Here is a 25,606-nt window from a genome sequence, read left to right on the forward strand (position 1 = left end):
ACTATTAATTTGCACAATGTATATATCAAAACTATTGTAGCGATAAATACTAAGTCAAATATTAAGTAATGTAACCATTCACTTTGAAAAGACTGAGTTGTTTTAGCTTCTGTTGAAAAAGAGTATGTGCTTTGAAAATACAACCAAAGTACACACACAAGTTTGTTCATTTTATTCATCTTGCGCTCCTTCTATCCTTAAACTCCGCGATACTTAATTTTTAGCAAACCAGAATTAGCTTGTTCTATTTTAAGATACACCAATACTATGTAAATACAAATGATAATTGTTATTATTTGCTTGTATTTGGTAGTAATGTATCTTTTAGACACTCATACAAGATTTGAAGGAAGAGCAATGACAATTAACTTTCTTTGTCCTACACACAGGGATTGGGTTTATTTTCATCCTCAAGAAGCATTAACTTATATAGAAGAAGCACAGCAGCAAGGGGTGATGTTGCTAGAAAAACAAGATTGGCAAGAAGCAACTGCCTTTCTTGGGTGTGCATTCGAAACCACCACGATCCTCATGGAGCTTCAAGGAGTAGGGAGGTCTTATATGCTTTCTAGGTTAACCTCACTGGCAATTTTGCTTGCTAATAGTTTCAATAAGCTCAGAGTGCCCGATAACGGAATGGCAGTATTAAATCTGGCCAAGGCGCTGCTTCAATCAGCGGCAGACTTGTCTTTGGATAATCAGCAAAGGTACACCACAGACCAAGTATTAAACACATTGCAAACTATGCACCCAGAAGAAACCCATTTTTATATACGTTGGGTAAATGAAATAGGTAGACCCATCCCCGCTTGGGCTGGCCCGCAGCGTTATTTAATTTCTGCATACTCGGGAGACATCATACAGACTGGTCAAAGTTGGATAGGTGAGACATTTCATGTCATCACTGATTTGCACAGATGGCTTGCCTTACACGGTGAAAAGAAAGCTATTGGTAAAGAAGTTACGGCTTATAGTAACGTATTATTTCTGTTTTTGATGATATCAGGAGTGTACCTATGGCTGCCTCGGAAGTGGCGTTGGTCGGCTATCAAGTCTCATTTACTATTTAAAACGAATCCTAAGAATCGCCATGCTAAGTATTTCAACTGGCATCATGTATTTGGTTTTTGGGCGTTAATGCCTCTTTTGGTTGTGGTAAGTACTGCAACTATTTTTCACTTTGATTGGGTTAACCAAACTTTATATGGTTTCTATAATGAGGAACCAGCAAAACGTCCAAATAGAGAAGTATTACCTGAGTTGGCCGCGGGAAACTGGTCTTATGAAGCACTCTTTAGCGAAGCTAAAAAATACGCAGACTTTTATGCTTTGGAAAATAGCAATCAAGACTGGTATTCCATGTGGTTAGAGTTTGGTCGGGTTGAAGGACAACTGCGCTTTTATATTGATCCAAGTATCGGTAATAACCCTGAAAGTGCTTACGCATTATTTCTAGATGTAAACACGGCTGAGGTAATGAGGGTGCAACGTTATACCGACTGGACGCCCGGTGGCCGCGCGTGGACTGTGGGGCGTTATCTTCATACTGGCGAATACTTTGGGCTGATTGGGCAAACTATTGCTGGCTTAGCGTCTTTAGCAGCATGCTTTCTAGTTTACACTGGCTTTTTATTGTCATGGCGTCGGCTTGTTTCACCTTACTTTACTCGCAAAACCTAAAGCTACTTAAGCTTCACACTCTTTAAAAATATCAAAATAAAAGTCTGCAGTACTCTGCTTTTTAATATAGTGCTAATGAAAGGGTACAGTAAGCTAGCATTTATTTTTATTACCACATACAATGCAAATGATAATGGTTTGTATTTAAATTAAATAAAGAGTGGAAATGAAAAATTACCGTAAAATTGCTTGTGTGCCTTTGGGGTTAATATGTTCGGCCTACGCCCAAAGTGGGATGGCAGATGAGTCTGATATTGAAAAAATCACCGTCATTGGTGAGCAAGTCTCATACTTTGAAAAAGCTGGCGATACGGCCATGAAAATGACAGCAGATCACATGAAAACGCCTTTCACTACTAACGTGATAAATGCTGCTGTATTAGAAGACTTAAAAGCAAATACTTTAGAAGATGCCTATGCATATATTGGGGGCCTATCTCGTACTGCAACCAATGCTAATTCATTTACTATACGGGGTCATACGGCAGACTTACAGAATCTTCAAGTAGACGGTTTACCTGGTTTAGTATCTCGATTTGGCTCTCCCGTTACGGCTAACGTTGAGCGTGTTGAAGTATTGAAAGGTGCAGCGTCTGTGCTTTATGGGTGGATGGATCCAGGCGGCTTAGTAAATATTGTGACTAAAAAAGCTGAACCTGGACATTTTAACAGTGTTGACATCACAGGGCAGTATTTTACCGATCAAGGTGAGTTTGGCATAGAGGGCTCGGTAGACTCAAACGGATCTTTAAATGAGGATGAGACTGTAAACTATCGCTTGATAGCAGGCTTTGAAAATGAAGACTCATTTCGTGACCATGTTGAAAACCAAACCGTGTATTTTTTCCCGAGTCTTTCTTGGTTAATTAGCGACAACACTCGATTTGATGCGCAATTAGAATATATAAAAGAAGAACGCAGTGCAGACAACGGTTTATTTGTGGCGAATAACGATATTAGTACCATTAATGATATCGAAACTTATTACCAAGAACCCGGTGACTATGACAATGATGATGGCACAGCTATAGCCCTTAGCCTAGAGCATGAATTTAGTGAGTCGTTAACATCATCTGTTAAGCTTCGTAGCGTTTGGCATACAGACGAACGACACCTTTACGAGAGTAATAGTGTAATTCAGGCGGATAATATAGCGGACACAGAGTTACGTCGTCGTAATCGCAATCAATTCAATGAACGTGAATACCATTTTATAGATGCAAATTTACAATATCGTTTCGGTGATGCTATTCAACATGAAGTATTGGTAGGTGTAAATAGCGGTTATGAGTATCGCCAATATGATAGATACGCGTTCGGTGACCGCAGTGTCGAAGGTTACATTAGTCTTTATGATCCAGAATATACTGGGCAAGTGTTAGTCGATGAACCTGGTACGTTTAGACAGTGGAATTTATATAACACTGGTATTTATGCCTTTGATAAAATCTCCTTAAACGAACAATGGACAGTGGTTGTTGGTGCTCGTCATGATCGCCAGAAAGGAGACTATAAACTAATAGGTACTGATACCTTCGAAGAAACCACAAGCTCTAGCACTACCTTCAATGGTGGTTTGGTGTATCAAGTGACGCAAAGTACGTCACTTTACACTAGCTATGCAGAGTCATTTAATCCCCAGACAGTGGGTAGTTACGATATAAATAATGAACAACTGCCAGCAGAAGAAGGGGAGCAGTTTGAAGCAGGTATAAAAATTAGCATGTTAGATGATGATCTAAATATTAACCTTGCTTATTTTGACTTAGTTAAAAGCAATATTAGCGAAGAAAATCCAAATACAGGCTTTGATGAGGTTATAGGCGAAATCACCAGTGAAGGAGTGGAATTTAGTTTACAGTATCAACCGACCCGTACGTTACAATTTCAAATGGGTTACACCTATTTAGACGCTTTTGTTTCTCAAAGCTACAATGAAGAAGAGCTTGGCAACATAGCGGCATTTGCGCCGCAACATAACGCCTTCTTTTTTGGGCGATATAACCACCCAGAAGAAATCATGGGAGGTATTGTGGGCGCGAGCTTAGGTGCCAAATATGAGTCATCTCGTTTTACTGATGTTAATGTCGACGATCGCGTTTCATTACCTAGCTATGGCGTAATTGATATAGGTATATTTTATGAGCTTGATGACATCAAGTACGCGCTAAATGTATCGAACTTAACTAATGAAACCTATTATGTTGGCGGGGTACAAGACTACCGTATTTACCCCGGCGAGCCGACTAAAGTATCTTTATCAATGCGTTATAACTTCTAATGAAGTGATGATTTAACAGATATAAAATCCTGTCCGTGACACATCTAATAAGGGTCGCTAGCTAACGTTGCGACCCTTAGTTTTTATTATTTCCTGCTGTGGTAGCTATTTTAGGGGCTACTTCAATTTCAACTTTTGCCCAAGAAACGAATGCAGCTTCTGAAGAAGAGTCAAAGTTAGAAAAAATAACTGTGTATGGTAAACACAACGAGCTCATTCTAGATTCAGGTACGGCGACTAAATCAAATATGAGTTTGATGCATACACGCGCTGCTGCTGTGGTTGTGGATTGGTTGGCCTGGTTATCATGTAATAGACTATTGGTTGCCCTGCTACTTTGTTGGAAAAGCGTCAAGAGATAGTATTACACATAGATAAGCTACTAATGGTCTTGCAAGTCCCAACTCGTTAGAAACTCATCGCCTTTCCAGCTTTGTATCGTTAGCCACAACTTGTGTTCTGGCTTAAATGATTTTGGTGCGATAGCGTGCACCTCTTGACCATGTTGAGAGCCATGCAATATGCCATGGCCTTCAGCTTGTAATTCGTCCAAAGGCAGCGGCTCATCGCCTATATTTAAATAAGCTTGGCGAATATCTTTAACTTGTCCTTTGTTAAACATCAGAAAAAAGTCTTTAGTATAGACACCATCATGAAGGTAGGGAGGATCCAAGTTGTAAGGCATTGGTGAAATTTCAAATTCTCCAACTTGCTTCGCTTCCCACATATCTGGAAATTCAGGGGTTAATGACTGATAAAAGAAGTAGCAAGATAGCAGTAATACTAAGCCGCTAATATTAAACTTATTGCGATTCCACCAATTATCGTTAACCCGTGCCATCTTAACTTTCCTGTTTATTGAGTGTGTAGCTTGAAGCGTTGTCAGACGTTTCATCATTTTTATGCTTTTTAACTGCCTGAATAGTTCTATTACCCCACATTAAGAAGCCCGTAATTGACATTCCAGTTAAAAACACTCCAAACACAAACCAGATTATTTTGGTCCATATGCCACCTATGGTTCCGTAATGCAGAGGGTTGGCGATGTGTGATAGGGTTTGCAAGATATTCATTTCATTGGGATCTCTGACCTGCATAATCTCGCCATTCCATGGATTGACAACTACCCCATAGGAGTATTGATCAAAGAAAATAAAATCGCCTTCTCCGTACAGTTTGTAAGTATCACGGTAATGCTCTGGTGGTAAAATATAAGTACTTTTAAAATCTGGATATTTAACGTTGGCTATGTGTAAGGCATCGGCAAGTGAAACAGGCCTTTGAGGAACCTCACCATAGATTGAAACATTCGGAATATCTGAAACAATAGGTGCATGAGGGTCTATTTCAACGTCGTTATGCCATAAAATCGCTTGCACTAAATACCATATTCCGGTTACGGCCATTAGTAATATAAACCAAATAGACCATACACCAGCAAGGCGATGTAAATCGGCTAAGGCTGTTTTTTTACCTTGGTTTAGGCGTAGTTTAGGTTGGGTGAATGCACGCCAAAAATTTTTGTACACCATTAACCCTGTTATCAATGCACCTAACATGGTGATTGCCATGGCAGAGACCATGTAGTAACCAATGCTATAGTTGTTCTTCCAAGGGAATAATAGCCAAGCATGTAACGTGCGCATAAAGCCTATAAAAGTCACACCTTGATTAATTTGTTGAATGTCTCCAGTGTATTGGTTCACATAGGCCAGAGCATAAGGTTTGTCGCTGTCGGTAAAAATTGCCACATTCACTAGGTAAGGTTCGTAGTTCATTACTGTACTAACTTTAGCACTAGGGTACGTGTTTTCGACTATGGCGGTTATCTCTGCCATCGTTTTGATAGGAAGGTTATTAGGGTTGTCTGCTCTTGCAGCTGAATTAGTAAGCCAAGTTAACTCGTGACTAACCACTGCTATTGTGCCTGTTAAGCATACAGCACAAAACAGGACCCATATAGGAAGCGACATCCAACCATGAAGTTGAAACCAGAGACGATTACTGATTTTTGCCATTTTTTCCTCAAACTGATTGGTAGCTAACTTGCACTTGGTGCGAATTCTAATGACTGAATAGTTTTATACAATAAAAACGTTGAAAATGAGCGTGAGGCTTTTCTACTATGGCCTATGTACGAGTACATTGACCATAGCAATACATAAAAGCGCTTAAGGTTAAAACTTGTAGCTTAAACTTACAGAGCCGTTTCTTGGGGCGCCGTAGTAACTAGGCTGAGCTAGACTAATAATATACTTTTCATCAGTAATATTATTGATATTCGCTTGCAGTGACAACTGCTCTGAAATATCCCAACGAGCAAATATATTAGCTAGCAAATAAGACTTCTGCTCAAGAGCATAAGTGTTATTTTTTATTTTTGACTGCCATTTTCCGCCTAAGCCAAATGTGAATTCTGGCATATTAGGGACGGTATAACTTAATGAATAGTTGACGACATTTTCAGGCACCCACTCTGTGGTTTCTGCTCCAAATTCATCTTCAACATTAACATTAGTATATCCAACAACCGCTGTTAAGTTATCCGTGATGTGCCCAACAAGCTCCATCTCAATGCCTTTTGACTCTACATCAAATCCTGCGTAATAAATGTTTCCAGCAGCATTTAACCCTTCTTGCTGTATAGGTAAGTTATTTTGCTCCGCTGCGAATATCGCAAACGTGGCTAATAAACGATCATCTAGCCATTGTGTTTTTATGCCAGCTTCGTAATTAATGCCTTTAGTTGGATCAATAAACTTGCTGTCATAATCATATTGCTCTTGTGGTTGATATACATCTGAATAACTAGCATAAACATTAATATCTTCAGTAATCGCATAAGTCGCGCCAATATAAGGGCTAACTTCACTTTCATCGTTATTGATTTCACCAGAGGAGTTAGTCCCTTCTCGAGTGAATTTAATCGCATTAAAGCCTGCAACAACAAACAAATCATTGGTGATGTTTAACTTAGTTGAACCAAAATAGCGGGTAATAGTCATGTCTATATCTGAATAGAGCGTTTTATCACCCCATACAGGTTCAGCAATCGCATCTGCAGCATAGGGGAAAGATGGCGCCGCGCCGAAACCTGAACTTGGTGGACGACTATATGAAAGTGTTTCACTTTTAGCTGTGCTTGCCCCTAAATTAAGCTCATGGGTTTTACCAAATAATGAATATTCCCCAATTGCAGTAACATCAAATATTTTAGAATTAAAATCAGATTCGTAGCTTCCTGGCCATATGCCTAAGCCTAATCCGGTTTCTGTATCTACAGCACCATAAATATAGAGTAATTCTGAAGGGTCTTCTGACTTGCTTTGGTTATAGGTGGCTTTTACTTGCCAATCATTAGCAAAAATATAGGTATATTCAACAAAAGCGTTGGTACTTTCTGTATCCCAGAAAGTCCATTCTTGGGCAGTACTAGCACTCGTGTCCCACTCGGCTTGAGTACCGTCAGTGTTATTAAATACTAATCCGCCCCACATAGTGCCATCAGTATTACTGTTTTGATAAGATACACCAGCTGCTAGTGTAGAATTGTCGGTTAACTGCCCATCAATTACACCGTAAAAGTAAGTTCGGTCGCTTGATAACACATCTAAGTGAGATTCTTTATCTTCGGAAACTGCGACTACTCGTGCAGCCCAGCTGCCACTTTCGGTTAATAAGAATGAATAGTCAGCTTGTAAGCGCTTTAGGTCGTATGAACCTAATGTCACTCCTACTTCACCTTGATTCTCATTGGTTGGGCGCTTGCGCACATAGTTGATTGTTCCTGCCGCATTACCAACACCGGTCAATAAACCATTAGCGCCCCGAATAACCTCTATCTCTTCATAACCATAGGACTCCACAGGGCCAGTGACAATTCCCCATCCATTGGGCATACCTACGCCGTCAACTTGTGTATTTTTGATATCAAAACCGCGGGCTGTATAGTTTGTGCGAGTGGTTTCATATTCTTCAACAGTAACGCCGGTGGCTAATTTCAAGGCGTCATTAATGTTGTTTGCAGCAAAGTTTTTGATTAATTCAGAGGTAACAACACTGATCGATTGAGGTGTTTCACTCAGCTCCATTGTTAAGCCAGTCGCTCCTTTACTTGCTCGGGTTTGACGTACACCCACAATTTGTATTGTTTCTGTTTGTTCTTTGTCGTTTTCAGTACTTACAACCTGTGTTAAGTCTTGTGCGACAGCGGTGTGCAGCCCCATCGCTAAAATTAACGGAGAGAGAGTAAAAGTTTTTGTGAGTTTCATAGTAGCCCTTATTGCTTAAGCCTAAAAATTTTTGCGGGAGTATACATGATTAAACTACTAATGATAATAGTTATCATTAGTAGTTTTGTTTGATGGCTTAAATTACATGCAATGGCTAAAGTAAGGTTGCGATATCAATTTACGATTAATTGGCCGACGTTAACTTATAGGAGGGGCGTTAAAATTTAGCGACTAAACTTTTCATTCAGTTTTTCAGGTCATTTACCTCTTTGCTTCTTTGAACCTCTATAAATAGATTCCGCAGATACAGTGTTAAATAAGCTCTAATGGGGTGTGAACAGAGAGTCACCAATCCACTGTCTATTATATAGATGACAATATGAATAGGGTGAATGAAGTGAATGCTGAGTAAGCGAAGTTCATGACCAGTCTCGCAGCGACAATTAAAATGCGTAGACAACAAAAAACCGGCTTTCGCCGGTTTTAAAATTAAACTTGTAAAGAAGCTATCCTAGCTAACAAACATACTAAGACTTAGCAGGACGACCCGCTTGCTTACGCAAGTTTTCAGTTAACAACTTTTTACGTATACGGGTGCTAACTGGTGTGACTTCAACCAACTCATCGTTGTCGATGAACTCAAGCGCTTGCTCTAGTGTCATCACAACTGGTGGTACCAACGTTTGCGCTTCATCAGTACCTGATGAACGTACGTTAGTTAATTGCTTACCTTTAAGGGCGTTAACGGTAAGGTCATTTTCACGAGAGTGAATCCCGATGATCATGCCTTCGTAAACTTCTAAACCGTGACCGATAAATAAGCGTCCACGACTTTGTAAGTTAAACAATGCGTTAGTTAGTGCTTTACCTGTTGCATTGGCAATCAATACCCCATTTTTACGCTGACCGATTACGCCACCTTTATGAGGACCGTAATGATCAAATGTGTGGTACATCAAACCAGAACCTGAAGTCATAGTCATAAAGTCTGTTTGGAAACCAATTAAGCCACGGCTTGGGATCATGAAGTCCATACGAATACGGCCTTTACCATCTGGTGCCATATTGGTTAATTCACCTTTACGTGTACCTAGTTGTTCCATTACAGAACCTTGATGTTCTTCTTCGACATCGATAGTGACAGATTCGTATGGTTCGTGAGTTACACCGTCAACGTCTTTCAATATTACTTCTGGACGTGAAACTGCTAGCTCGTAGCCTTCACGACGCATGTTTTCAATCAATATACCTAAGTGAAGTTCACCACGGCCTGATACGCGGAATTTATCCGGGTCAGTTGGGATTTCTTCAACTTTAAGTGCCACGTTGTGGATCAATTCGTGTTGTAAACGCTCAAGGATATTACGTGAAGTAACAAACTTTCCTTCTTTACCAGCAAACGGAGAGTTGTTTACTTGGAAAGTCATAGTAACGGTTGGTTCATCTACAGAAAGAGGTGGTAGCGCTACAACGTTATTTGGATCACAAATAGTATCTGATATTTTAAGTTCACCAATACCCGTGATTGCAATGATGTCACCTGCATCTGCAGCTTCTACTTCATGACGCTCAAGGCCTAAATACCCTTGTACTTGACCTACTTTACCGTTGCGAGTACTACCGTCAGCACCAATCACAGTAACTTGTTGATTTGGCTTAACCGAACCACTAGTAATACGACCTATACCAATTACACCCACATAAGAGTTGTAGTCAAGTTGTGATACTTGCATTTGGAAAGGGCCATTGATATCGGCAGCAGGTGGCTTAACGTGTTTGATTATAGTTTCAAATAAAGGCGTCATGGTGTCGCTTTCAACGTCTAAATCGTTAGTTGCCCAACCATTAATTGCTGATGCGTAAACTACTTCAAAATCTAATTGGTCGTCTGTTGCGCCTAAGTTGTCGAACAAATCAAATACTTGATCCATTACCCAATCAGGACGAGCGCCAGGCTTATCGATTTTGTTGATAACAACAATAGGCTTCAAACCTTGAGCAAAGGCTTTTTGCGTTACAAAGCGAGTTTGCGGCATTGGGCCTTCTTGTGCATCAACTAGTAATAGAACTGAGTCAGCCATAGACATTACACGTTCTACTTCACCACCGAAATCAGCGTGCCCTGGAGTGTCAACAATATTGATACGGTAGTCGTTCCATTTAATCGCCGTGTTTTTGGCAAGAATGGTAATACCGCGTTCTTTTTCGATATCATTCGAGTCCATCACACGTTCTTCGGCTTCGCCGCGACTTTCTTCTAATGTACCTGATTGCTGTAGTAACTTATCAACTAGGGTGGTTTTGCCGTGGTCGACGTGGGCGATTATCGCTATGTTCCTCAAGTTTTCGATTGAGGTGGTAGATGCACTCATTGACTTTACTCTGTAATGGCGGTTGTTCGTTTGAAACTGGCCGCAAAATTAACTGAAATTTTATGGGCGCGGATTGTACAGTTTTATCGGACATTTAGCGAACATCAAATTCATATTGCTATAAATAAAAAATGAAAGCTGATTTCAATAACGTCTAATTAACATTTTCAGTGAATTCTCTGTTGTTTAATGGTCTTTTGTTTGTTTGTGGTGCGCTGGTGCGCTATTGTGGTGCCTTGTGCTGTATTCGGCTCTCGGCTGTCTTGCAGTAGAAATCCTAATATAAGGCATTCCAAATAGCCCAGTATGTGGCATGATTATGGTTTTCAAGCGCAGCACATCAGTTTTTTAGGGTCTACGGTTGGGTCTTAATGAACAAATATTGTATTTTTAATCTGGAGGACATTTATGTCAGCACAAAAGGTTTTAGACCTAATTAAAGAAAGCGAAGCTAAATTTATCGATTTACGTTTCACAGATACTAAAGGTAAAGAGCAGCATGTAGCTATCCCTACTCATCAAGTGAACGATGATTTTTTCGAAGAAGGCAAAATGTTTGATGGCTCTTCAATCGCTGGTTGGAAAGGAATAAATGAGTCAGATATGGTGTTGATGCCTGATGCAGACACTGCTGTTTTAGACCCGTTTGCAGAAGAAACTCAAATTAATATACGTTGTGATATTCTTGAGCCAAGCACTATGCAAGGCTACGACCGTGATCCACGTTCTGTTGCTCACAGAGCAGAAGCTTACATGCAATCTACAGGTATTGGTGATACTGCATTCTTTGGTCCTGAACCAGAGTTTTTCTTGTTTGATGATGTGCGTTTTCACACTGATATGTCAGGTTCATTCTACAAAATCGACGCGGCTGAAGCTAAGTGGAATTCAGGGGCAGAGTTTGAAGAAGGTAACATGGGACATCGTCCTGGTGTTAAAGGCGGTTATTTCCCAGTTCCTCCAGTCGACTCTTCAAACGATACACGTGCTGCCATGTGTATGGTTATGGAAGAAATGGGCCTAACTGTTGAAGCTCATCACCACGAAGTTGCTACTGCTGGTCAAAACGAAATTGCTTGTCTTTTCAATACATTAGTTAAAAAAGCTGATGAAGTTCAAATCTATAAGTATGTCGTTCACAATGTTGCTCATGCTTATGGTCAAACTGCTACCTTTATGCCTAAGCCTCTGGTTGGCGATAATGGCTCTGGTATGCATGTTCACCAATCCATTGCTAAAGACGGTAAAAACATATTTGCCGGTGATAAGTATGCTGGTATGTCTGAAGAAGCTTTGTTTTACATTGGTGGTATCATTAAGCATGCTAAAGCAATTAATGCGTTTGCTAATGCTTCAACTAACTCTTACAAGCGTTTAGTTCCAGGTTTTGAAGCGCCAGTAATGCTTGCTTATTCAGCTCGTAACCGTTCTGCATCTATCCGTATTCCTTTTGTAACAACTGATAGAGCGCGTCGTATTGAAGTACGTTTCCCTGACCCAACATGTAACCCATACTTAGCATTCTCCGCTATGTTGATGGCTGGCCTTGATGGGATTAAAAACAAGATTCACCCTGGTGATTCAATGGATAAAGATTTGTACGACCTACCTGCTGAAGAAGCGGCGGCCATCCCACAAGTTGCTAGTTCATTTGAAGAAGCATTAGACGCACTTGATAATGATCGTGAATTCTTAACGGCTGGCGGTGTAATGTCAGACGATATGATTGATGCATACATAGAGCTTAAACGCGAAGAAGTTCAATTACTTAACATGACTACTCACCCAGTTGAGTTTGACATGTATTACAGTGTTTAATGACTATAGGTTACGTTAGTTATACCAATTGATAACAAGCCCGTATTTACGGGCTTTTTTTTGTTTCAAATAGCGTTACACTTAGCCATAGCTACTAGATGGGTATTGAAAATGTCAGAGGTTAATAGTGAAGTTATTATATATTATTAGTTTGCTACTCTTATGTATAACTGCGTCAGCTAACGTTATATATAAAACCGTAAAAGAAGATGGAACCGTAGTTTATTCTGATATACCCACGAAAGGTGCAGCCTCAGTAAACCTATCTGGCGTTAATAGTGCAGTGATCCCGACACTTAATGGGTCGAATACTAAGCCAAACGTGAACAAACCATACAAGAAGCCAGAGAAGGTTATCACTTATACAGTAAGCATTTTAAATCCAGTGGCAGAGCAAACTATACGAAATAACGCGGGTGAGCTTAATGTGAAGGCACAAGTGTTTCCTGAAACGTCAGGGCAGTATAAATTATTTGTTGATAATCAATTGGTTAGTACTAAAAGTAGCGGGTCATTTCGATTGGAAAGTCTTGAGCGGGGAGCTCATGAGATTGAAGTTAAGTTTTTAAACAACTCAGGCAAGATCCTTGCATCATCCGATACGCAGACCTTTTTTTTGCATAAAGCGTCCGCACTTTTCACTCCTAACTAATGCCAATTAGGCATATTTTATATAAGTTAGTAGTAATTACGAAGTAGTAAATAATTGCCTTGCACTAATTCTGTGCATGAATATACTGAGCTTATGTCTGAATTTACCATCTCTGAAAATTTGTTGGACAACCTGTCTACGGGCATAATTTTACTTGATTATGATTTACGTATTCAATACGCCAACCATACAGCTCAAGCTTTCTTTGAACGTAGCTTGAACTTACTGATTGATTGTCCTATTCATCAAATTGTCGCAACTTCTAGTTTAGATTTTGCTCGCTTTAAAAACTTTACTCAATATGGTGAGGTTTTTTCTGATAGTGAAGTGCAATTTAAGTTTACCGATGGTAGGTATTCTCAAGCCGACGTTTCAATTACGAATATTGCAGAAAATGGCAAGTATCAACTATTGATTGAAATTCGTTTAGTAGAACAGCAGAAAAAAATTAGTCAAGAAAACCATCAATGGGCACAACAACGTGCAGCAAGAGAATTAGTACGTGGATTAGCCCATGAGATCAAGAACCCTTTGGGGGGCATTAGAGGAGCGGCTCAATTACTGTCAAAGCAGTTGGTTTCAGCTGACTTAATTGAATTCACTTCTATCATAATTGATCAATCTGATCGATTGACTAATTTAGTTGATCGTTTGTTGGGTCCTAATTTAAGGCCCAATTTTGAGTCCCATAATGTGCATAAAGTAATTGAAAAAGTGTGTGCTTTGGTTGACTTAGACTTAAGTCATAATGTTGCGATAACTCGTGATTATGACCCCAGTATTCCTGATGTTCACATTGATCAGGATATGATGCAGCAGGCGACCCTTAATATTGTTCGCAATAGTTTGCAGGCGTTGTCTGAGCATCCTGAAATACCTGGTAAAATTAGAATTGTGACTCGTATAGAGCGACAAGTAATTGTCCATGGGGCATGTTTTCCATTATGTGCCAAAATACAAATAATTGACAATGGTCCGGGTATTCCTGCTGAGCTTCAGAACACCTTGTTTTACCCTATGGTTACCAGTAAAAAAGAAGGCAGTGGTTTAGGGCTTTCAATATCACAAACTTTGATTGGCCATCATAGGGGCAAAATTGAAGTGGAAAGTTGGCACGGAAGAACCGCGTTTACTATATATTTACCAATTGATAAAAAGGAAATCCAGAAATGAGTTCAGAACCAGTATGGATAGTCGATGATGATAGCTCGATTCGCTGGGTGTTGCAGAAAGCGCTACAATCCGCCAATATTCCTTGTTTCAGTTTCGAAAATCCAGAAGATTTATTACTACAACTTGAGACAGGGCAGCCACCAGAGGTGATTGTTTCTGATATTCGCATGCCACAAATGGATGGGATGAAGTTGCTCGAAGAAGTGCATAAACGATTCGAGAATATTCCAGTGATTATTATGACAGCCCATTCAGATTTAGATAGTGCAGTTAATGCCTATCAAAGTGGTGCCTTTGAATATCTGCCTAAACCTTTTGATATAGATGAAGCTGTGGGGTTGGTACAACGGGCGTTAGTACATGCTCGAGAGCAGTTAAAACAAAATCAAGTGCCAGAGGTAACACAAGCCACAGAAATTATTGGCGAAGCACCTGCAATGCAAGAAGTGTTTAGAGCCGTTGGCCGACTTTCTCGTTCAAGTATTAGCGTTTTAATTAATGGTCAATCGGGCACCGGTAAAGAATTAGTGGCTCATGCATTACATAGACATAGCCCTCGAGCCGATAAAACGTTTATTGCGTTAAACATGGCGGCAATTCCTGCTGATTTAATTGAGTCAGAACTATTTGGTCATGAAAAGGGGGCATTTACAGGTGCCCAAGCAGCTAGGCAAGGCCGATTTGAGCAAGCAAATGGAGGAACTTTATTTCTAGATGAAATAGGCGATATGCCTTTAGATGTGCAAACCCGTTTGCTACGTGTATTGGCAGATGGCCAGTTTTATCGGGTCGGTGGACATAACCCTGTTAGCGTTGATGTTCGAATCATTGCTGCGACTCATCAAAACTTAGAAGAAAGAGTTGCAGAAGGTAAGTTTCGAGAAGATTTATATCATCGCCTTAATGTTATTCGCATCCATATTCCTAAGTTAAGTGAAAGGCGTGAAGATATTCCTTTGCTAGCTGCACACTTTTTGCAGACCGCAGGAATCGAGCTAGATGTTGAGATAAAGGTTTTGTCAAAAGAAACCAAGAAAATACTCTCAAATTTACCTTGGCCTGGTAATGTTCGCCAACTAGAGAATATGTGTCGTTGGTTAACGGTTATGGCGAGCGGGCAAGAAGTGTTACCCCATGACCTGCCTCCTGAAATTCATCAGCAACCTGTGTCTATTGAAAAAAGTTCACAATCCGGTGATTGGCAAACGCTTTTAGCTAGTTGGGCCGATGGTCAGCTTCAGGCTGGGCAAAATAATATATTGGATGAAGCAATTATTAGCTTTGAAAAAATATTATTAGAACGTGCGTTGCATTATACACACGGCCATAAGCAAGACGCCGCGAAGCGCTTAGGGTGGGGGAGAAACACTCTTACTCGTAAGCTAAAAGAATTAAATATGTAACTTAATTCTTGAGGTAACAAAAACGCCAGGTTAAATCCTGGCGTTTTTGTTTATAAAAATTATGCCATTGCGTTTAGGTTATTTGGTTAGTAAGGCCGCCATGCCTGAATTAAATGCTTGCATCCACTTTGTAGAAAATTGACCTTTGGCAATACGGTTTATTTCGATGACTGCCTTTTTCTTCGGGCGTTGTAAGTGCGATTCGTGGGCTCTGGCATGAGTAATGGCATCAAAGGTATCTAGTATCCCTAATAACTTAGCTCCGTCACAAATATCATCTTCTTTGATACCCAAAGGATAACCACTGCCGTCAATGCGCTCGTGATGTTGCATTACAATTTTTCGGGCCTCGTCCCACTGGGTCAGGTTTTCTAGTAAACGAGCACTTTTATAAACGTGTGAGCGCATGAGGTTAAATTCAACCTCTTCAAGTTGCTCTTGTTTATGTAGAACGTTAACTGGCATAAAGGCCATGCCAAAATCGTGCATATAGCAGGCTACGGCAAGTTGCACCTCATTTATAGGTGAGCCCGCTATTTTGTTGATATAACCAGCAAGCTTTGCGATCCTATCGCCTCTACCTTCCCAATATCTCGAGCGCTTTTCTATTGGCTTCATCAATTCACGAAAGAACAGTAAATCTTCACGTTCAATATTAGTAATTGACTTAGGGATCCCCGTTGTTGCTACGCTAGCAGGTGTAGAGGAGGTAGTTTTTTCTGTAGTGCTTGCATCATTTATTTCTATTCCTAGATCTAAACTAGGATCAAGAATCAAAACAGCTTTAGCTAAAAGCTGCTCATGGTCATTGCTATTGTCTGGTGTAATACAAATAATTGCCGCAACAAGTCGCTCGTACATGTCTTTATCGTATTCAGCTTGTCCTGTTTGAATACAGCTTTGAACAAATATTTTTACTTTGTCCATTATTAATAAGACTAAATCACTCATGTTACTGGTGTATTGAATTTGCCCTTTACGTAAATAATCGAGTAAATCTTCACCGTGTTGTAAAAGAGGGATAAGTGGAGTGAAATTAACTAGTCCTAAATCACCTTTTATCGTGTGAATCGAACGAAATAGTGAACGCTGTAATTCATTATCGGTAGGTTTTAGTTCTAACTCTATTAGGGTTTGTTCACTCGCTTCATAGAGTTCATTAATCTCTTCCAACAAGTCTGTCAAAATATCTTCGTCGAGATCTTCATGTTTGAATGTTTGCATTTATGGAGTGCCCTTTTAGTGTAATTTTTTATATTTAAATAAGTATCGGCTAATTAGTAATTTAATTCATTTATTTCAGGTAAATAGTGTCGTCGTTTTAACAAACGGGTAATGTTGAAAAACTATTATTAAGTGGTTTGGGTAACAGTAAAAAGTGCGTATACTCGGCCACCTTTTCGTTTTCTGGATATGTAGATGTTAGCTCTGATAAGAATAGTTGCCTTAATTTGTTATTTTATTTTGATAAATATAGTTCTACTGCTTGTCTGTATCGTAAGGCCATTTCATAGAGATAACGTATATATCGCTGGTAAATTATATAGCTCAATATCGGTTATTTTGGGATTAAAACTAGAAATGACCGTGCCCGATAGTGTTAAAAAAGGTGGCCCATTTATATATATAGCTAATCATCAAAATAGTTATGACCTAGTGACTATTTGCAAAGCAGCCCAGAAAGGTACAGTAACTGTTGGTAAAAAAAGCCTAAAGTGGATCCCAATTTTTGGCCAAGTTTATTGGTTAACTGGCAATATCATGATCGACCGTAACAATTCAGGAAAAGCTAGGACTACGTTACAAGTTACTGCTGACAAAATTAAGCAAAAAGCTCTTTCTGTTTGGTTTTTTCCTGAAGGTACAAGAAGTAATGGACAAGGATTGTTGCCTTTTAAAACGGGGGCATTTCGTCTAGCTGAAGAAACCCAAGAACCTATAGTAGTCGTGGCAGCGAGTAACTTACACCAAAAAATTCGTTTAAATCGTTGGAATAACGGCAGGTTTTTGATGTCGTTGTCAGAGCCAGAGTTTATGGATGAAAATAAGTCAATAAAAGAAAATATGGCATATTTTCATAATAAAATGGCTGATATGATAAAAGTTCTAGATACAGACATTGAAAATTGTTAAATATTCACCCCATCAAAAGGTATTAGTATGAGTTTAGAAGCAGAGTCAGAGTTAGCCGAGTGGTTTGAGTTTAATCAAGAAACAGTGGCTGCCTTAATTGAAGATGGCAGTGATAATAGCCAAGCACATACGATAGAATACCATTTTTCCAGTGTGGATTTTGAGGCTCTTGAAAAGGCAGCGGTTGATGCTTTTAAAGCGGGTTTTGAAGTAGGCGATGCAGAAGAATTAGAGCTAGATGATGGCGGTGAAGTATTCTGTTTTGATGCAGTAGTTGAGCGTATGTTAGATGTGAGTTTGATTGATGAAGATACCAAAAAGCTGTTTGCTATAGCTGAAAAACATCTTGTGGAGTTTGATGGTTGGGGGACTTATTTTATTGAAAAATAGTTATATTTGATTGGCTTAAGTGTCACTAAAACCGCATAAATATGCAGTAAAAAAGTCACTTAAGCGTCATCAGTTGTATATCTTAGCTTCATATAAAAGCGTCAAATTATCGCCCACTATAAAAACATACTGGGAGATACCATGAAAACCACTAACCGCACAAAACTGGCAATATCTATTGCCAAGATAAGTTAGTCGCCGCTTTTCCGTACTTACGAATAAGAGAAGGTGGAAGTGAAGACAGCCCATATCCATCATCAATATCTTTTTGATGTATACGCTCTACTTTTTGAATTTGTTTAGTTATTTCAGTCTTGGCTAATTCTGGAAACATAGTTACGCGGTCTTTTTGGCCTTTTGAACGAAAAATAAAAATGGTGTTTCGGTCAAAATCAAAATCTTTTATACGTAACCTAAGCACCTCTGATATACGAAAACCTCCACCATACATGAGAGTGCCGATAGTATGATGAACACCTCGTAAATTATTGATTACCGCAATTGCATCACTATGACTTAATACTTCAGGAACTCTGACTGGGGTTTTAGCAAATGTAAAAGCCATGTTGGTCAAATCCATTTCAAGCACATGCCGATACATAAAAATAATGGCGCACAAAGCTTGATTTTGTGTGGTTGGTGATACTTTCAGTGTAATAGCAAGGTGTGTTAAAAACTGCTCAACCTCTAATTCACCCATATCTTTAGGGTGACGCTTGCCATTGAAATAAATAAATCTTCGAATCCAGTGAAGATAAGCTTTTTCCGTTTTCAAGCTATACCGTTTGGTTCTCAAGATAAGTCGTATGGATTCTATAAAAGGAGATTTTGACATTATGTTTCTTTCTGAAATAGATGCTGTGTTTATATACAGCTATAATGCATGTTTTTATATAATGCCAATATTGCTTCCTACTGTGTAAATTTCATAGGTCTCGTTTTGTTTTCCAAATAAACGTTAAGCTATTAATTTAGCTATAGAAATTATTTTACACATAGTTTTTAATAGGAAGCAGAAAAATCGGGTTAAAGTCGAGTCTCCTTTTGCTTTTGCAACTCTTTGTGGTTTTGATAGCATGAAAGTTAAAAATATTTAATAAAATCAAAAGGTAAGAACTGGAAATGACGGGAATAAAAATCAAATCGAGAAGTTACATATACGACATGCTCGATAATAAGCGTTAGCTTTCTTGGAGATATATGGATTACTCGAAGTATTCAGTCAATGAATTAATGGATTGCCTCAATAATATAGATAAAGATGCACATCCGGAAAATTATAAAAAATTAGTGTTGGAAGTTGAAAACAGAAAGCCTGAAATTGAGGCCGCTCAAAAACAAGGCCAAGAAGAATTCACTTTTTCAACTGAAAACAGAGTCAAACTATTGAGTTGGTTGCAAATAGCAACATGTGCTGGTTTTATTATTGCCTTTGTTAATGTGCTATTTGGCTCTAAGGAATTACTAGACTTAATTGTTTATGGAGTCATTGCTGTTTTTAATGGGGTTGCCGGCTATAAGCTCTTAAAAAGATTACGCTATGGGTATGAGCTCTCTTATCTTAATCAAATTCTTCAAATTTTGACTATAAACACAGGCACTTTGTTTTTTACCTATACTGGCTTAGGTAGCTTTTTGATTGGGATAGAAGGTGAATTATTCTTTAGGGCTAACATTTTAAGCACCGATTTCAGATTCTATACTGGTGAAAACTTAGGCCAATTTGGTTTTGGCGTAGACTTAGTAGCCATCTTCTTTTTGAGTGTACTGCATTCATGTAGAGAGTTGGGGCTAGATACGAAAGCTAACAAGCAAATAAACAGGGACTAAAAACCGCGGGCTTTTTTCGCTTCGCTCAAGTTTAGCCCACAATTTTTAGCCCGTTATTTGGGCGTTATAACTACCGAAGCCTTCGATGAAAAAACTAGTCACAATAACTCTTATTTGTTTAGTCGCTATTTCATTATTAGCAAATTCAATAAGCTCATTTACTTTATGTGGTGGGACATTGATGCAGAACTTACTAAATATAAGTGCTTGTACGGATACACAGGAAAGATTTATTGGGTTTAGAGGAACATGTTTTTTCTATGAAAGTGAGTCCGTTGGTGCCGCTTTGTTATTTATTGGTTTAGTCGCTCTAGCACTGTTTCTGTTTTTAAGGAAAAGGTTGAATGGAAAGTAGTTATAACAAAAACATCAACTGGAAAACTACTCGCTGTAAAGCGCTCGTATTTTCCAGTTATATTAAGCGTTAGGTGGCCTAGGTTGCTAAAGCTCAAAATAACTACGGGTTAGCTTTCCTTCATTTCTTCGTAGACCCAGTTCAACTTTTGAATCAGCTAAGCTTTCATCTTCAAGGTTGTTTTGTTTCTTCGATTTAAAATCACCTTCCAATTAAAAAATAGCTGTTGTTTGTTCTCTCTTCGGGTAAGGTAATTTCTATGAAATGGTTAAACAAAACACATTGTTCAACACTAGGTGGCGGCAAAGCCGCTCTGATGACAACAGGTTGGGCACCTAACAAAACAATTAATTGGACACATCCTCGCTGGCTGCGCTCGTGCCTCGCGTATTTTAGCCAACTCGTCTGTGCCATTTATTGCAAGCGTTATATGCCAAGGAACGCTGAGTGAAACTTTGGAAAGGCATCTTCTGGGTGCTGGTGATTTTAACGTTATTTGATTTGGTATCTTTACCTTTTAGTGATGATATCGAAGTTTATGACTTTATTGCCTTAACTATAGGTACTTTATTCCTAATTCCATACTATGGGTATGCGTATCAGGTAGCAATCGGCTGGAAATTTTTGTGGCAAATTTCCTTTGTTGTTAATGTCGTTTTAATCGGGTATGGAATTCAAGATCCCTTTATTGAAAATGTTTTCTACAAACCAGAGGTTGTTGATATTGTAATATTGTTGTTGTTAACTTCCTCAGTATTTGCATTGCTAATTCCTTGCTACAGATATGCATTTAAGTCTAAGGAGCTTTGGAGTGAAGGCATATAACAAAAAAATCATGGTGGGAATTTTACTCGCTGAAAAAGCGCTCCTAAAATCCCCATATTTAATGCGTTATGTATCTTGAAGTGTAAGGTTGAGTGAATGACTAAAGTTTGCCCTAGATGCAGAGAAAAGTATTCTTTCTTCAACTTGTTAACCCAACCTATGATGTGTGGATCTTGTTTCAGAGCTGAAAGAGAAAAATCAAAATCAGAAGAGCAAGTGAAAATAAATGATAAGCCGTTCTCATTAAATAAATTGATACTTGATTTATTAGGACTTCTAGCTGGGGGATTACTTTGTTATTGGATGTACACTAGATTTGAGAACTTCGAACAATGGTTTGATGGCCGTCGTTCAGATGGTTATGGTTTCTTGTTAGGCTTGTTTATCATTACAGTGTCTTTGTGGGATATTATTAGAAATTTATTTAAGCTAATTAAAGCAAAAAAAGCTTAACGATAGCGATACATAACAAATGAATTATTTCGTTCGTAAACTCACCGGGAATTTTACTCGCTGGCCTTCGGCCAAGGCGCTCCTAAAATCCCAATATTCAAAGCGTTAGGCATTAAGGAGTATTTGTGAGAGTCTTTTCACTTTTAACAGGTGTAGTTTTTTTACTTTCAGGGTGTGCTAGCACAAAAGTTGAAGTAAAGCCTGAAGAGCAAATTGTCGGTGTATGGCATTTAAAAGATTACGGTTCAGGAAGTTATGAGTATAGTCAATTAGGCTTTACTCCAAACGGGCGTAAGTGTGTGGTGTCTATTTCAATGAATGGTAATGGAATTCCTATGGTCGATTATTACGATAATACATGGGAGATAAATAATGGTGTTCTAGAAAGTACTGTCGGCAATAGTCCATCAAGTTCACTTCCTAAAGGGTATTTAATTAAAGATCATATTAAATTGCTCAACCAAGACGAATTGATTGTTAAAATGGAAAGTAGTTATGGCTTCGACTCTCCGCTGGAAAAGCATCAGAAATTACATGGTGTAAAACCAGAACGAATTTGCCAGTTGGTAGAGAATTATGCACGTTCTTTAAAGCGTAATAATGCCTAACAAGTCACTCAAAAGGACAAATAACAGTTGGCTGTTTGCTCCTTCGTCGCTTATTTTAACCAACTATTATTTGCCTCTTAGTGAGGCGTTAGGTTTCAAGGAGAGTGTTGTGAAATTGGTTGGCTCTAAAACTGAAAAGGAAATAAAGTCGGAGCTTTTAAAAAATACTTCATCCGTATTTTCAAAATCAGTTGAGTCTCACGTAAAAACTTTATTTTTAGATAATGACTTGGATACAGCTAAAGTCATTGTTTTAGACTCCTTTCCGGATGACAGAAGTGTTTATTATTGGTTACTTATTGAATCACGGATGATTGGTAGAGTAGAAGTCGAGCTAGATTGTCCTGAATGTACAGGCATGGATACTTTTACTCTTCTAGAATATCGCCATAAATTAAGTAAGATCCAACAAATAAAGCTAGCTGTCGCAATGGAGTTATTAGCAACAGAAACCTAACAAGAATTTCAAGCGGGACTGCTAACAGTTTGCTCGGTTTCGCTTCGCTACACATTTTAGCAAACAATTATCATCCCCTTAAATGGGCGTTGAGGCTGTAGAATTTCTCCCAAATCGCACTTTCAATATATTTTTGATTACTTTTACATTGTGCGTTTTTTGACCTTGAACCGACATGTTCGCTGTGATCTAATAGATATTATTCCCCTAGAGATAAAACTTCATGGCCAACTACAAGCCTGACTTATCTTGCCAAAACAAGTTCATCCCCGTTAATTTTTCAGAGCAAATACTGCCTGGCACATTTGAATATGCGCTTTGTTATATCGTTGATAATAAGCTCGATTTGTCTGGGTTTGATGCATGGTATAACAATGACAGAACAGGTGCTGCGGCTTATTCGCCATCAGTGATGTTGAAGATTATATTACTGGGTTATGCCCATGGCTTAATCAGTAGTAGGCGTATTGCCAAGGTTTGTGAAACCAATATTCACTTTATGAGTGTGTCGGGAGATGTGCAGCCACATTACACATCTATAGCTGGGTTTGTGGCCAAGATGCACGAACAGATTGAGTTGCTTTTTACTCAGGTACTGATGATATGCGATGAAGAGGATTTAATCGGCCGTAACATGTTTGCTATTGATGGCTGCAAAATAAAGTCAAATGCCAGTAAAGAATGGAGTGGCACATTTGAAGAGCTTGGACGTAAGAAAGTAAAGTTGGAGCGCGCGAGCAAACGTATAGTTGAGCGTCATCAAGCACAAGACGGTTTAGGCGAAGAGCAGCTTGTTCATGATTTGAACCAAAAAAACAAGCTAGATAAAAGTGCCGATAAAATCACCGCATTCTTAGCAACTCACGAAGAGAAAACAGGCAGTAAAGGTAAGCCGGTTAAAAGCAATATCACCGACCCAGATAGCGCGAAGATGACGACATCAAAAGGAACGATCCAAGGGTACAACGGGATAGCAATAAACGATGATAAACACCAGGTCATACTCCAAGCCCAAACGTGGGGCTCAGTAGGAGAGCAACAAACACTTAAGCCCGCCATCGAACAACTTAACCAACAACTCGATAAACTCAACACTGCCAAAAATAATGATGATAAAGCACATGTATTTACCACGAAATTCACAGCAGATAGTGGCTTTAATAGTGAGGAGAACTTAGCGTTTATGGCAAGTAGTGGGTTTGATACTTATATCGCTGACAACCAGTTTAGAAGCCGAAATCCACTGTTTAAAGAAAGCGAAACGTACCACACAGAAAAAGAAAAACGCCGCCTTAAAAGACGACATGGCAAACCGAGACTCTTTACCTCACAAGACTTTCATTACGATAAAAATAGTCAGACCTGTCGTTGCCCAGCAGGTAACCTGATGTGGTTAAGTGGTATCAATGTAAAAAGTAACAACAAAGAATACACCCGATTCGGTGGCTATTTAAAAGACTGTAAAACCTGCCCATTACAAGGACAATGCATGCGTAAGCCTCCAACCGAAAGAGGGCGACAAGTTCAGTTCTTAAACGACGAGTCACGAAAACGGCTCAGTTATAGTGACAAGATGAAAATCAAAATAGATAGCCCAATGGGTCGCAGGCAATATTCGAAACGACTGGGTTGTATCGAGCCTGTGTTCGGTAACATCACCACCAATAAAGGCATGAATAAACTGACCTTACGAGGCCAAACTAAAGTGAATGCACAATGGCAACTGTATTGCCTAGTACATAATATAGAGAAACTGCAAAACACGGTATATTAAGGGGGATAGCCCTTTTATACCCACAGAAAAGCCTCCTAAACCTGTTATAACATCCTTCAAAACAATATTTAATCACCACTTCTTTATCTTGAAGGTAAACTGAGTAATAGATTGAATCAGAATATGAACTCAGATATCGTTTGTGGATGAATTAAATAAATTTAAAACGGGTTAATCTACAGCCTCGTTATGTGCAATGGAGTTGCAATGAGTCTTCCTGTAAATCTCTATAAATATGAAACATTTTCTATTCAGTCGCTATTAAATCTTAAAAATCAGACTGTATATTTCGCATCTCCTGCAGGGTTTAATGATCCTTATGATTGTGCAATAAAAGCACAAATTGATGAGCCATCAGATGATGAATTAGAAAGATTACGTAAACTTTACCTCTCGAAAGGTTGGCCTCAAAACGTTATTGAAGCACTTGAATCGAAATCTTTACCTGAATTAAAGCCAATCTTGTTAAAGCTAGCAAGGGAAGTTAATTCCACTATTATCGAAAATTTCATAAAAAATCGCGGTGTATCATGCTTTTCCGAAGTGAACAATGAGCTACTTATGTGGGCACATTACGCAGATAAATATACTGGTTTTTGCTTGGAGTTCGATACGAACTCTGAAATTTTTGAGAAAGCTAGAAAAGTAAAATATGTAGACACAATGCCTAAATTAAATATTGCGAGCATTTTCGCGGATAAACAACGCGAAGATATAATGGATCTTTTTTGTTTAAAATCCAAAGCTTGGGAATATGAGCAAGAGTGGAGAACTATTCATAGTGAAGCCGGCAAAATTTTCACATATGACACAGATGCACTGACTGGTATTTATTTTGGTCCCGAAATGGATCCCGCAGCCATAGAAGTTATTTGTCTTGTTCTACAAGGCCAAAATCCCAATATTAAATTTTGGCAAGGCAAGAGAAGTGATACAGATTTTATAGTTGAGTTCAGTGAAGTGTTTTATATATCAGCACTAAAGTAAAGGAATTGGGACTTAGCACATAACAAGTCACTCAAAAGGACAATGCTCTTCCCCCGTTTTAGTGGACACCTCCTCATCACTTTGAGGAGGCTACAATGCCCAAATATACCCAACCTAGAAGGACATGGTTTTACCCTGTTAATTTCAAAATCAAAGCCGTCGAACTAAGCTTACGAGACGATG

The 25,606-nt window shown here is 38.9% G+C and carries 22 protein-coding genes; 15 read left to right on the forward strand and 7 right to left on the reverse strand.

What is annotated here, in order from left to right:
• The first annotated feature begins 357 nt into the window (after positions 1 to 357).
• Positions 358 to 1,680: a PepSY-associated TM helix domain-containing protein gene (locus ABJD71_RS18110; protein WP_348172873.1), complete on the forward strand. Its 1,323-nt coding sequence runs from the start codon at positions 358 to 360 to the stop codon at positions 1,678 to 1,680.
• 166 nt (positions 1,681 to 1,846) lie between these two features.
• Positions 1,847 to 3,961, forward strand: a complete 2,115-nt coding sequence (locus ABJD71_RS18115) for a TonB-dependent receptor (protein ID WP_348172876.1) — start codon at positions 1,847 to 1,849, stop codon at positions 3,959 to 3,961.
• Positions 3,962 to 4,037: 76 nt separating this feature from the next.
• Here ABJD71_RS18115 and ABJD71_RS18120 read toward each other — a convergent pair whose 3' ends face one another.
• From ABJD71_RS18120 to typA, 5 genes are all read right to left on the reverse strand, one after another.
• Entirely contained in the window at positions 4,038 to 4,316 is a 279-nt protein-coding gene (locus ABJD71_RS18120; protein ID WP_348172939.1) for a hypothetical protein, read from the reverse strand.
• 27 nt (positions 4,317 to 4,343) lie between these two features.
• The gene (locus ABJD71_RS18125; RefSeq protein ID WP_348172879.1) at positions 4,344 to 4,802 is read right to left on the reverse strand and encodes a hypothetical protein; all 459 of its coding nucleotides are present in this window, start codon (positions 4,800 to 4,802) and stop codon (positions 4,344 to 4,346) included.
• Position 4,803: 1 nt separating this feature from the next.
• Positions 4,804 to 5,979: a PepSY-associated TM helix domain-containing protein gene (locus tag ABJD71_RS18130; RefSeq protein ID WP_348172882.1), complete on the reverse strand. Its 1,176-nt coding sequence runs from the start codon at positions 5,977 to 5,979 to the stop codon at positions 4,804 to 4,806.
• 159 nt (positions 5,980 to 6,138) lie between these two features.
• Positions 6,139 to 8,232 carry a TonB-dependent siderophore receptor gene (locus tag ABJD71_RS18135; protein ID WP_348172885.1) on the reverse strand — a complete coding sequence of 698 codons (2,094 nt, stop codon included), beginning with the start codon at positions 8,230 to 8,232 and terminating at the stop codon, positions 6,139 to 6,141.
• 488 nt (positions 8,233 to 8,720) lie between these two features.
• Positions 8,721 to 10,565, reverse strand: a complete 1,845-nt coding sequence (typA, locus tag ABJD71_RS18140; protein WP_348172888.1) for a translational GTPase TypA — start codon at positions 10,563 to 10,565, stop codon at positions 8,721 to 8,723.
• 408 nt (positions 10,566 to 10,973) lie between these two features.
• Between typA and glnA the strand changes: the two genes are divergently transcribed.
• From glnA to glnG, 4 genes are all read left to right on the forward strand, one after another.
• Positions 10,974 to 12,383: a glutamate--ammonia ligase gene (glnA, locus tag ABJD71_RS18145; protein WP_348172891.1), complete on the forward strand. Its 1,410-nt coding sequence runs from the start codon at positions 10,974 to 10,976 to the stop codon at positions 12,381 to 12,383.
• A gap of 127 nt (positions 12,384 to 12,510) precedes the next feature.
• The gene (locus ABJD71_RS18150; RefSeq protein WP_348172894.1) at positions 12,511 to 13,035 is read left to right on the forward strand and encodes a DUF4124 domain-containing protein; all 525 of its coding nucleotides are present in this window, start codon (positions 12,511 to 12,513) and stop codon (positions 13,033 to 13,035) included.
• Between the two features lie 93 nt (positions 13,036 to 13,128).
• Positions 13,129 to 14,208 (forward strand): nitrogen regulation protein NR(II), encoded by a 1,080-nt coding sequence (gene glnL, locus ABJD71_RS18155; protein ID WP_348172897.1) that lies wholly within the window; start codon positions 13,129 to 13,131, stop codon positions 14,206 to 14,208.
• A complete protein-coding gene (glnG, locus tag ABJD71_RS18160) occupies positions 14,205 to 15,611 on the forward strand; it encodes a nitrogen regulation protein NR(I) (protein ID WP_348172900.1) in 1,407 nt (468 codons plus the stop codon). The genes glnL and glnG overlap by 4 nt, the downstream gene beginning before the upstream one ends.
• Positions 15,612 to 15,689: 78 nt before the next feature.
• Here glnG and ABJD71_RS18165 read toward each other — a convergent pair whose 3' ends face one another.
• Positions 15,690 to 16,835 carry an HD domain-containing phosphohydrolase gene (locus ABJD71_RS18165; RefSeq protein ID WP_348172903.1) on the reverse strand — a complete coding sequence of 382 codons (1,146 nt, stop codon included), beginning with the start codon at positions 16,833 to 16,835 and terminating at the stop codon, positions 15,690 to 15,692.
• A gap of 195 nt (positions 16,836 to 17,030) precedes the next feature.
• Here ABJD71_RS18165 and ABJD71_RS18170 point away from each other — a divergent pair, with 195 nt between their 5' ends.
• Positions 17,031 to 17,744 (forward strand): 1-acylglycerol-3-phosphate O-acyltransferase, encoded by a 714-nt coding sequence (locus ABJD71_RS18170; RefSeq protein ID WP_348172906.1) that lies wholly within the window; start codon positions 17,031 to 17,033, stop codon positions 17,742 to 17,744.
• Positions 17,745 to 17,771: 27 nt separating this feature from the next.
• The gene (gene rraB / locus ABJD71_RS18175; RefSeq protein WP_348172909.1) at positions 17,772 to 18,134 is read left to right on the forward strand and encodes a ribonuclease E inhibitor RraB; all 363 of its coding nucleotides are present in this window, start codon (positions 17,772 to 17,774) and stop codon (positions 18,132 to 18,134) included.
• A 175-nt stretch (positions 18,135 to 18,309) separates the two neighbouring features.
• Here rraB and ABJD71_RS18180 read toward each other — a convergent pair whose 3' ends face one another.
• A complete protein-coding gene (locus tag ABJD71_RS18180) occupies positions 18,310 to 18,969 on the reverse strand; it encodes a phage integrase N-terminal SAM-like domain-containing protein (RefSeq protein WP_348172912.1) in 660 nt (219 codons plus the stop codon).
• Positions 18,970 to 19,334: 365 nt separating this feature from the next.
• On the opposite strand from ABJD71_RS18180, the gene ABJD71_RS18185 reads away from it, so the two are divergent.
• From ABJD71_RS18185 to ABJD71_RS18215, 7 genes are all read left to right on the forward strand, one after another.
• Positions 19,335 to 19,964: a hypothetical protein gene (locus tag ABJD71_RS18185; RefSeq protein WP_348172915.1), complete on the forward strand. Its 630-nt coding sequence runs from the start codon at positions 19,335 to 19,337 to the stop codon at positions 19,962 to 19,964.
• An 802-nt stretch (positions 19,965 to 20,766) separates the two neighbouring features.
• Positions 20,767 to 21,144, forward strand: coding sequence for a hypothetical protein (locus ABJD71_RS18190; protein ID WP_348172918.1), 378 nt, complete (start codon positions 20,767 to 20,769; stop codon positions 21,142 to 21,144).
• A 96-nt stretch (positions 21,145 to 21,240) separates the two neighbouring features.
• Entirely contained in the window at positions 21,241 to 21,597 is a 357-nt protein-coding gene (locus tag ABJD71_RS18195) for a hypothetical protein (protein ID WP_348172921.1), read from the forward strand.
• A 125-nt stretch (positions 21,598 to 21,722) separates the two neighbouring features.
• Positions 21,723 to 22,205: a hypothetical protein gene (locus tag ABJD71_RS18200; protein ID WP_348143614.1), complete on the forward strand. Its 483-nt coding sequence runs from the start codon at positions 21,723 to 21,725 to the stop codon at positions 22,203 to 22,205.
• Between the two features lie 109 nt (positions 22,206 to 22,314).
• Complete coding sequence (locus ABJD71_RS18205; protein WP_348172924.1) at positions 22,315 to 22,662, forward strand: hypothetical protein; 348 nt, start codon at positions 22,315 to 22,317, stop codon at positions 22,660 to 22,662.
• Between the two features lie 223 nt (positions 22,663 to 22,885).
• A complete protein-coding gene (locus ABJD71_RS18210) occupies positions 22,886 to 24,436 on the forward strand; it encodes a transposase (protein ID WP_348172927.1) in 1,551 nt (516 codons plus the stop codon).
• A 207-nt stretch (positions 24,437 to 24,643) separates the two neighbouring features.
• Positions 24,644 to 25,423, forward strand: coding sequence for a DUF2971 domain-containing protein (locus ABJD71_RS18215; RefSeq protein ID WP_348172930.1), 780 nt, complete (start codon positions 24,644 to 24,646; stop codon positions 25,421 to 25,423).
• Positions 25,424 to 25,606: the final 183 nt, after the last annotated feature.

The sequence above is a fragment of the Paraglaciecola sp. genome (genome assembly GCF_039943935.1).
Taxonomy (GTDB): domain Bacteria; phylum Pseudomonadota; class Gammaproteobacteria; order Enterobacterales; family Alteromonadaceae; genus Paraglaciecola.

Coding starts and splice junctions, on each gene's coding strand:
- ABJD71_RS18110 (WP_348172873.1), top strand. CDS start 358: ATGACAATTAACTTTCTTTGTCCTACACACAGGGATTGGGTTTATTTT.
- ABJD71_RS18115 (WP_348172876.1), top strand. CDS start 1,847: ATGAAAAATTACCGTAAAATTGCTTGTGTGCCTTTGGGGTTAATATGT.
- ABJD71_RS18125 (WP_348172879.1), bottom strand. CDS start 4,802: ATGGCACGGGTTAACGATAATTGGTGGAATCGCAATAAGTTTAATATT.
- ABJD71_RS18130 (WP_348172882.1), bottom strand. CDS start 5,979: ATGGCAAAAATCAGTAATCGTCTCTGGTTTCAACTTCATGGTTGGATG.
- ABJD71_RS18135 (WP_348172885.1), bottom strand. CDS start 8,232: ATGAAACTCACAAAAACTTTTACTCTCTCTCCGTTAATTTTAGCGATG.
- typA (WP_348172888.1), bottom strand. CDS start 10,565: ATGAGTGCATCTACCACCTCAATCGAAAACTTGAGGAACATAGCGATA.
- glnA (WP_348172891.1), top strand. CDS start 10,974: ATGTCAGCACAAAAGGTTTTAGACCTAATTAAAGAAAGCGAAGCTAAA.
- glnL (WP_348172897.1), top strand. CDS start 13,129: ATGTCTGAATTTACCATCTCTGAAAATTTGTTGGACAACCTGTCTACG.
- glnG (WP_348172900.1), top strand. CDS start 14,205: ATGAGTTCAGAACCAGTATGGATAGTCGATGATGATAGCTCGATTCGC.
- ABJD71_RS18165 (WP_348172903.1), bottom strand. CDS start 16,835: ATGCAAACATTCAAACATGAAGATCTCGACGAAGATATTTTGACAGAC.
- ABJD71_RS18170 (WP_348172906.1), top strand. CDS start 17,031: ATGTTAGCTCTGATAAGAATAGTTGCCTTAATTTGTTATTTTATTTTG.
- rraB (WP_348172909.1), top strand. CDS start 17,772: ATGAGTTTAGAAGCAGAGTCAGAGTTAGCCGAGTGGTTTGAGTTTAAT.
- ABJD71_RS18180 (WP_348172912.1), bottom strand. CDS start 18,969: ATGTCAAAATCTCCTTTTATAGAATCCATACGACTTATCTTGAGAACC.
- ABJD71_RS18185 (WP_348172915.1), top strand. CDS start 19,335: ATGGATTACTCGAAGTATTCAGTCAATGAATTAATGGATTGCCTCAAT.
- ABJD71_RS18195 (WP_348172921.1), top strand. CDS start 21,241: ATGACTAAAGTTTGCCCTAGATGCAGAGAAAAGTATTCTTTCTTCAAC.
- ABJD71_RS18210 (WP_348172927.1), top strand. CDS start 22,886: ATGGCCAACTACAAGCCTGACTTATCTTGCCAAAACAAGTTCATCCCC.
- ABJD71_RS18215 (WP_348172930.1), top strand. CDS start 24,644: ATGAGTCTTCCTGTAAATCTCTATAAATATGAAACATTTTCTATTCAG.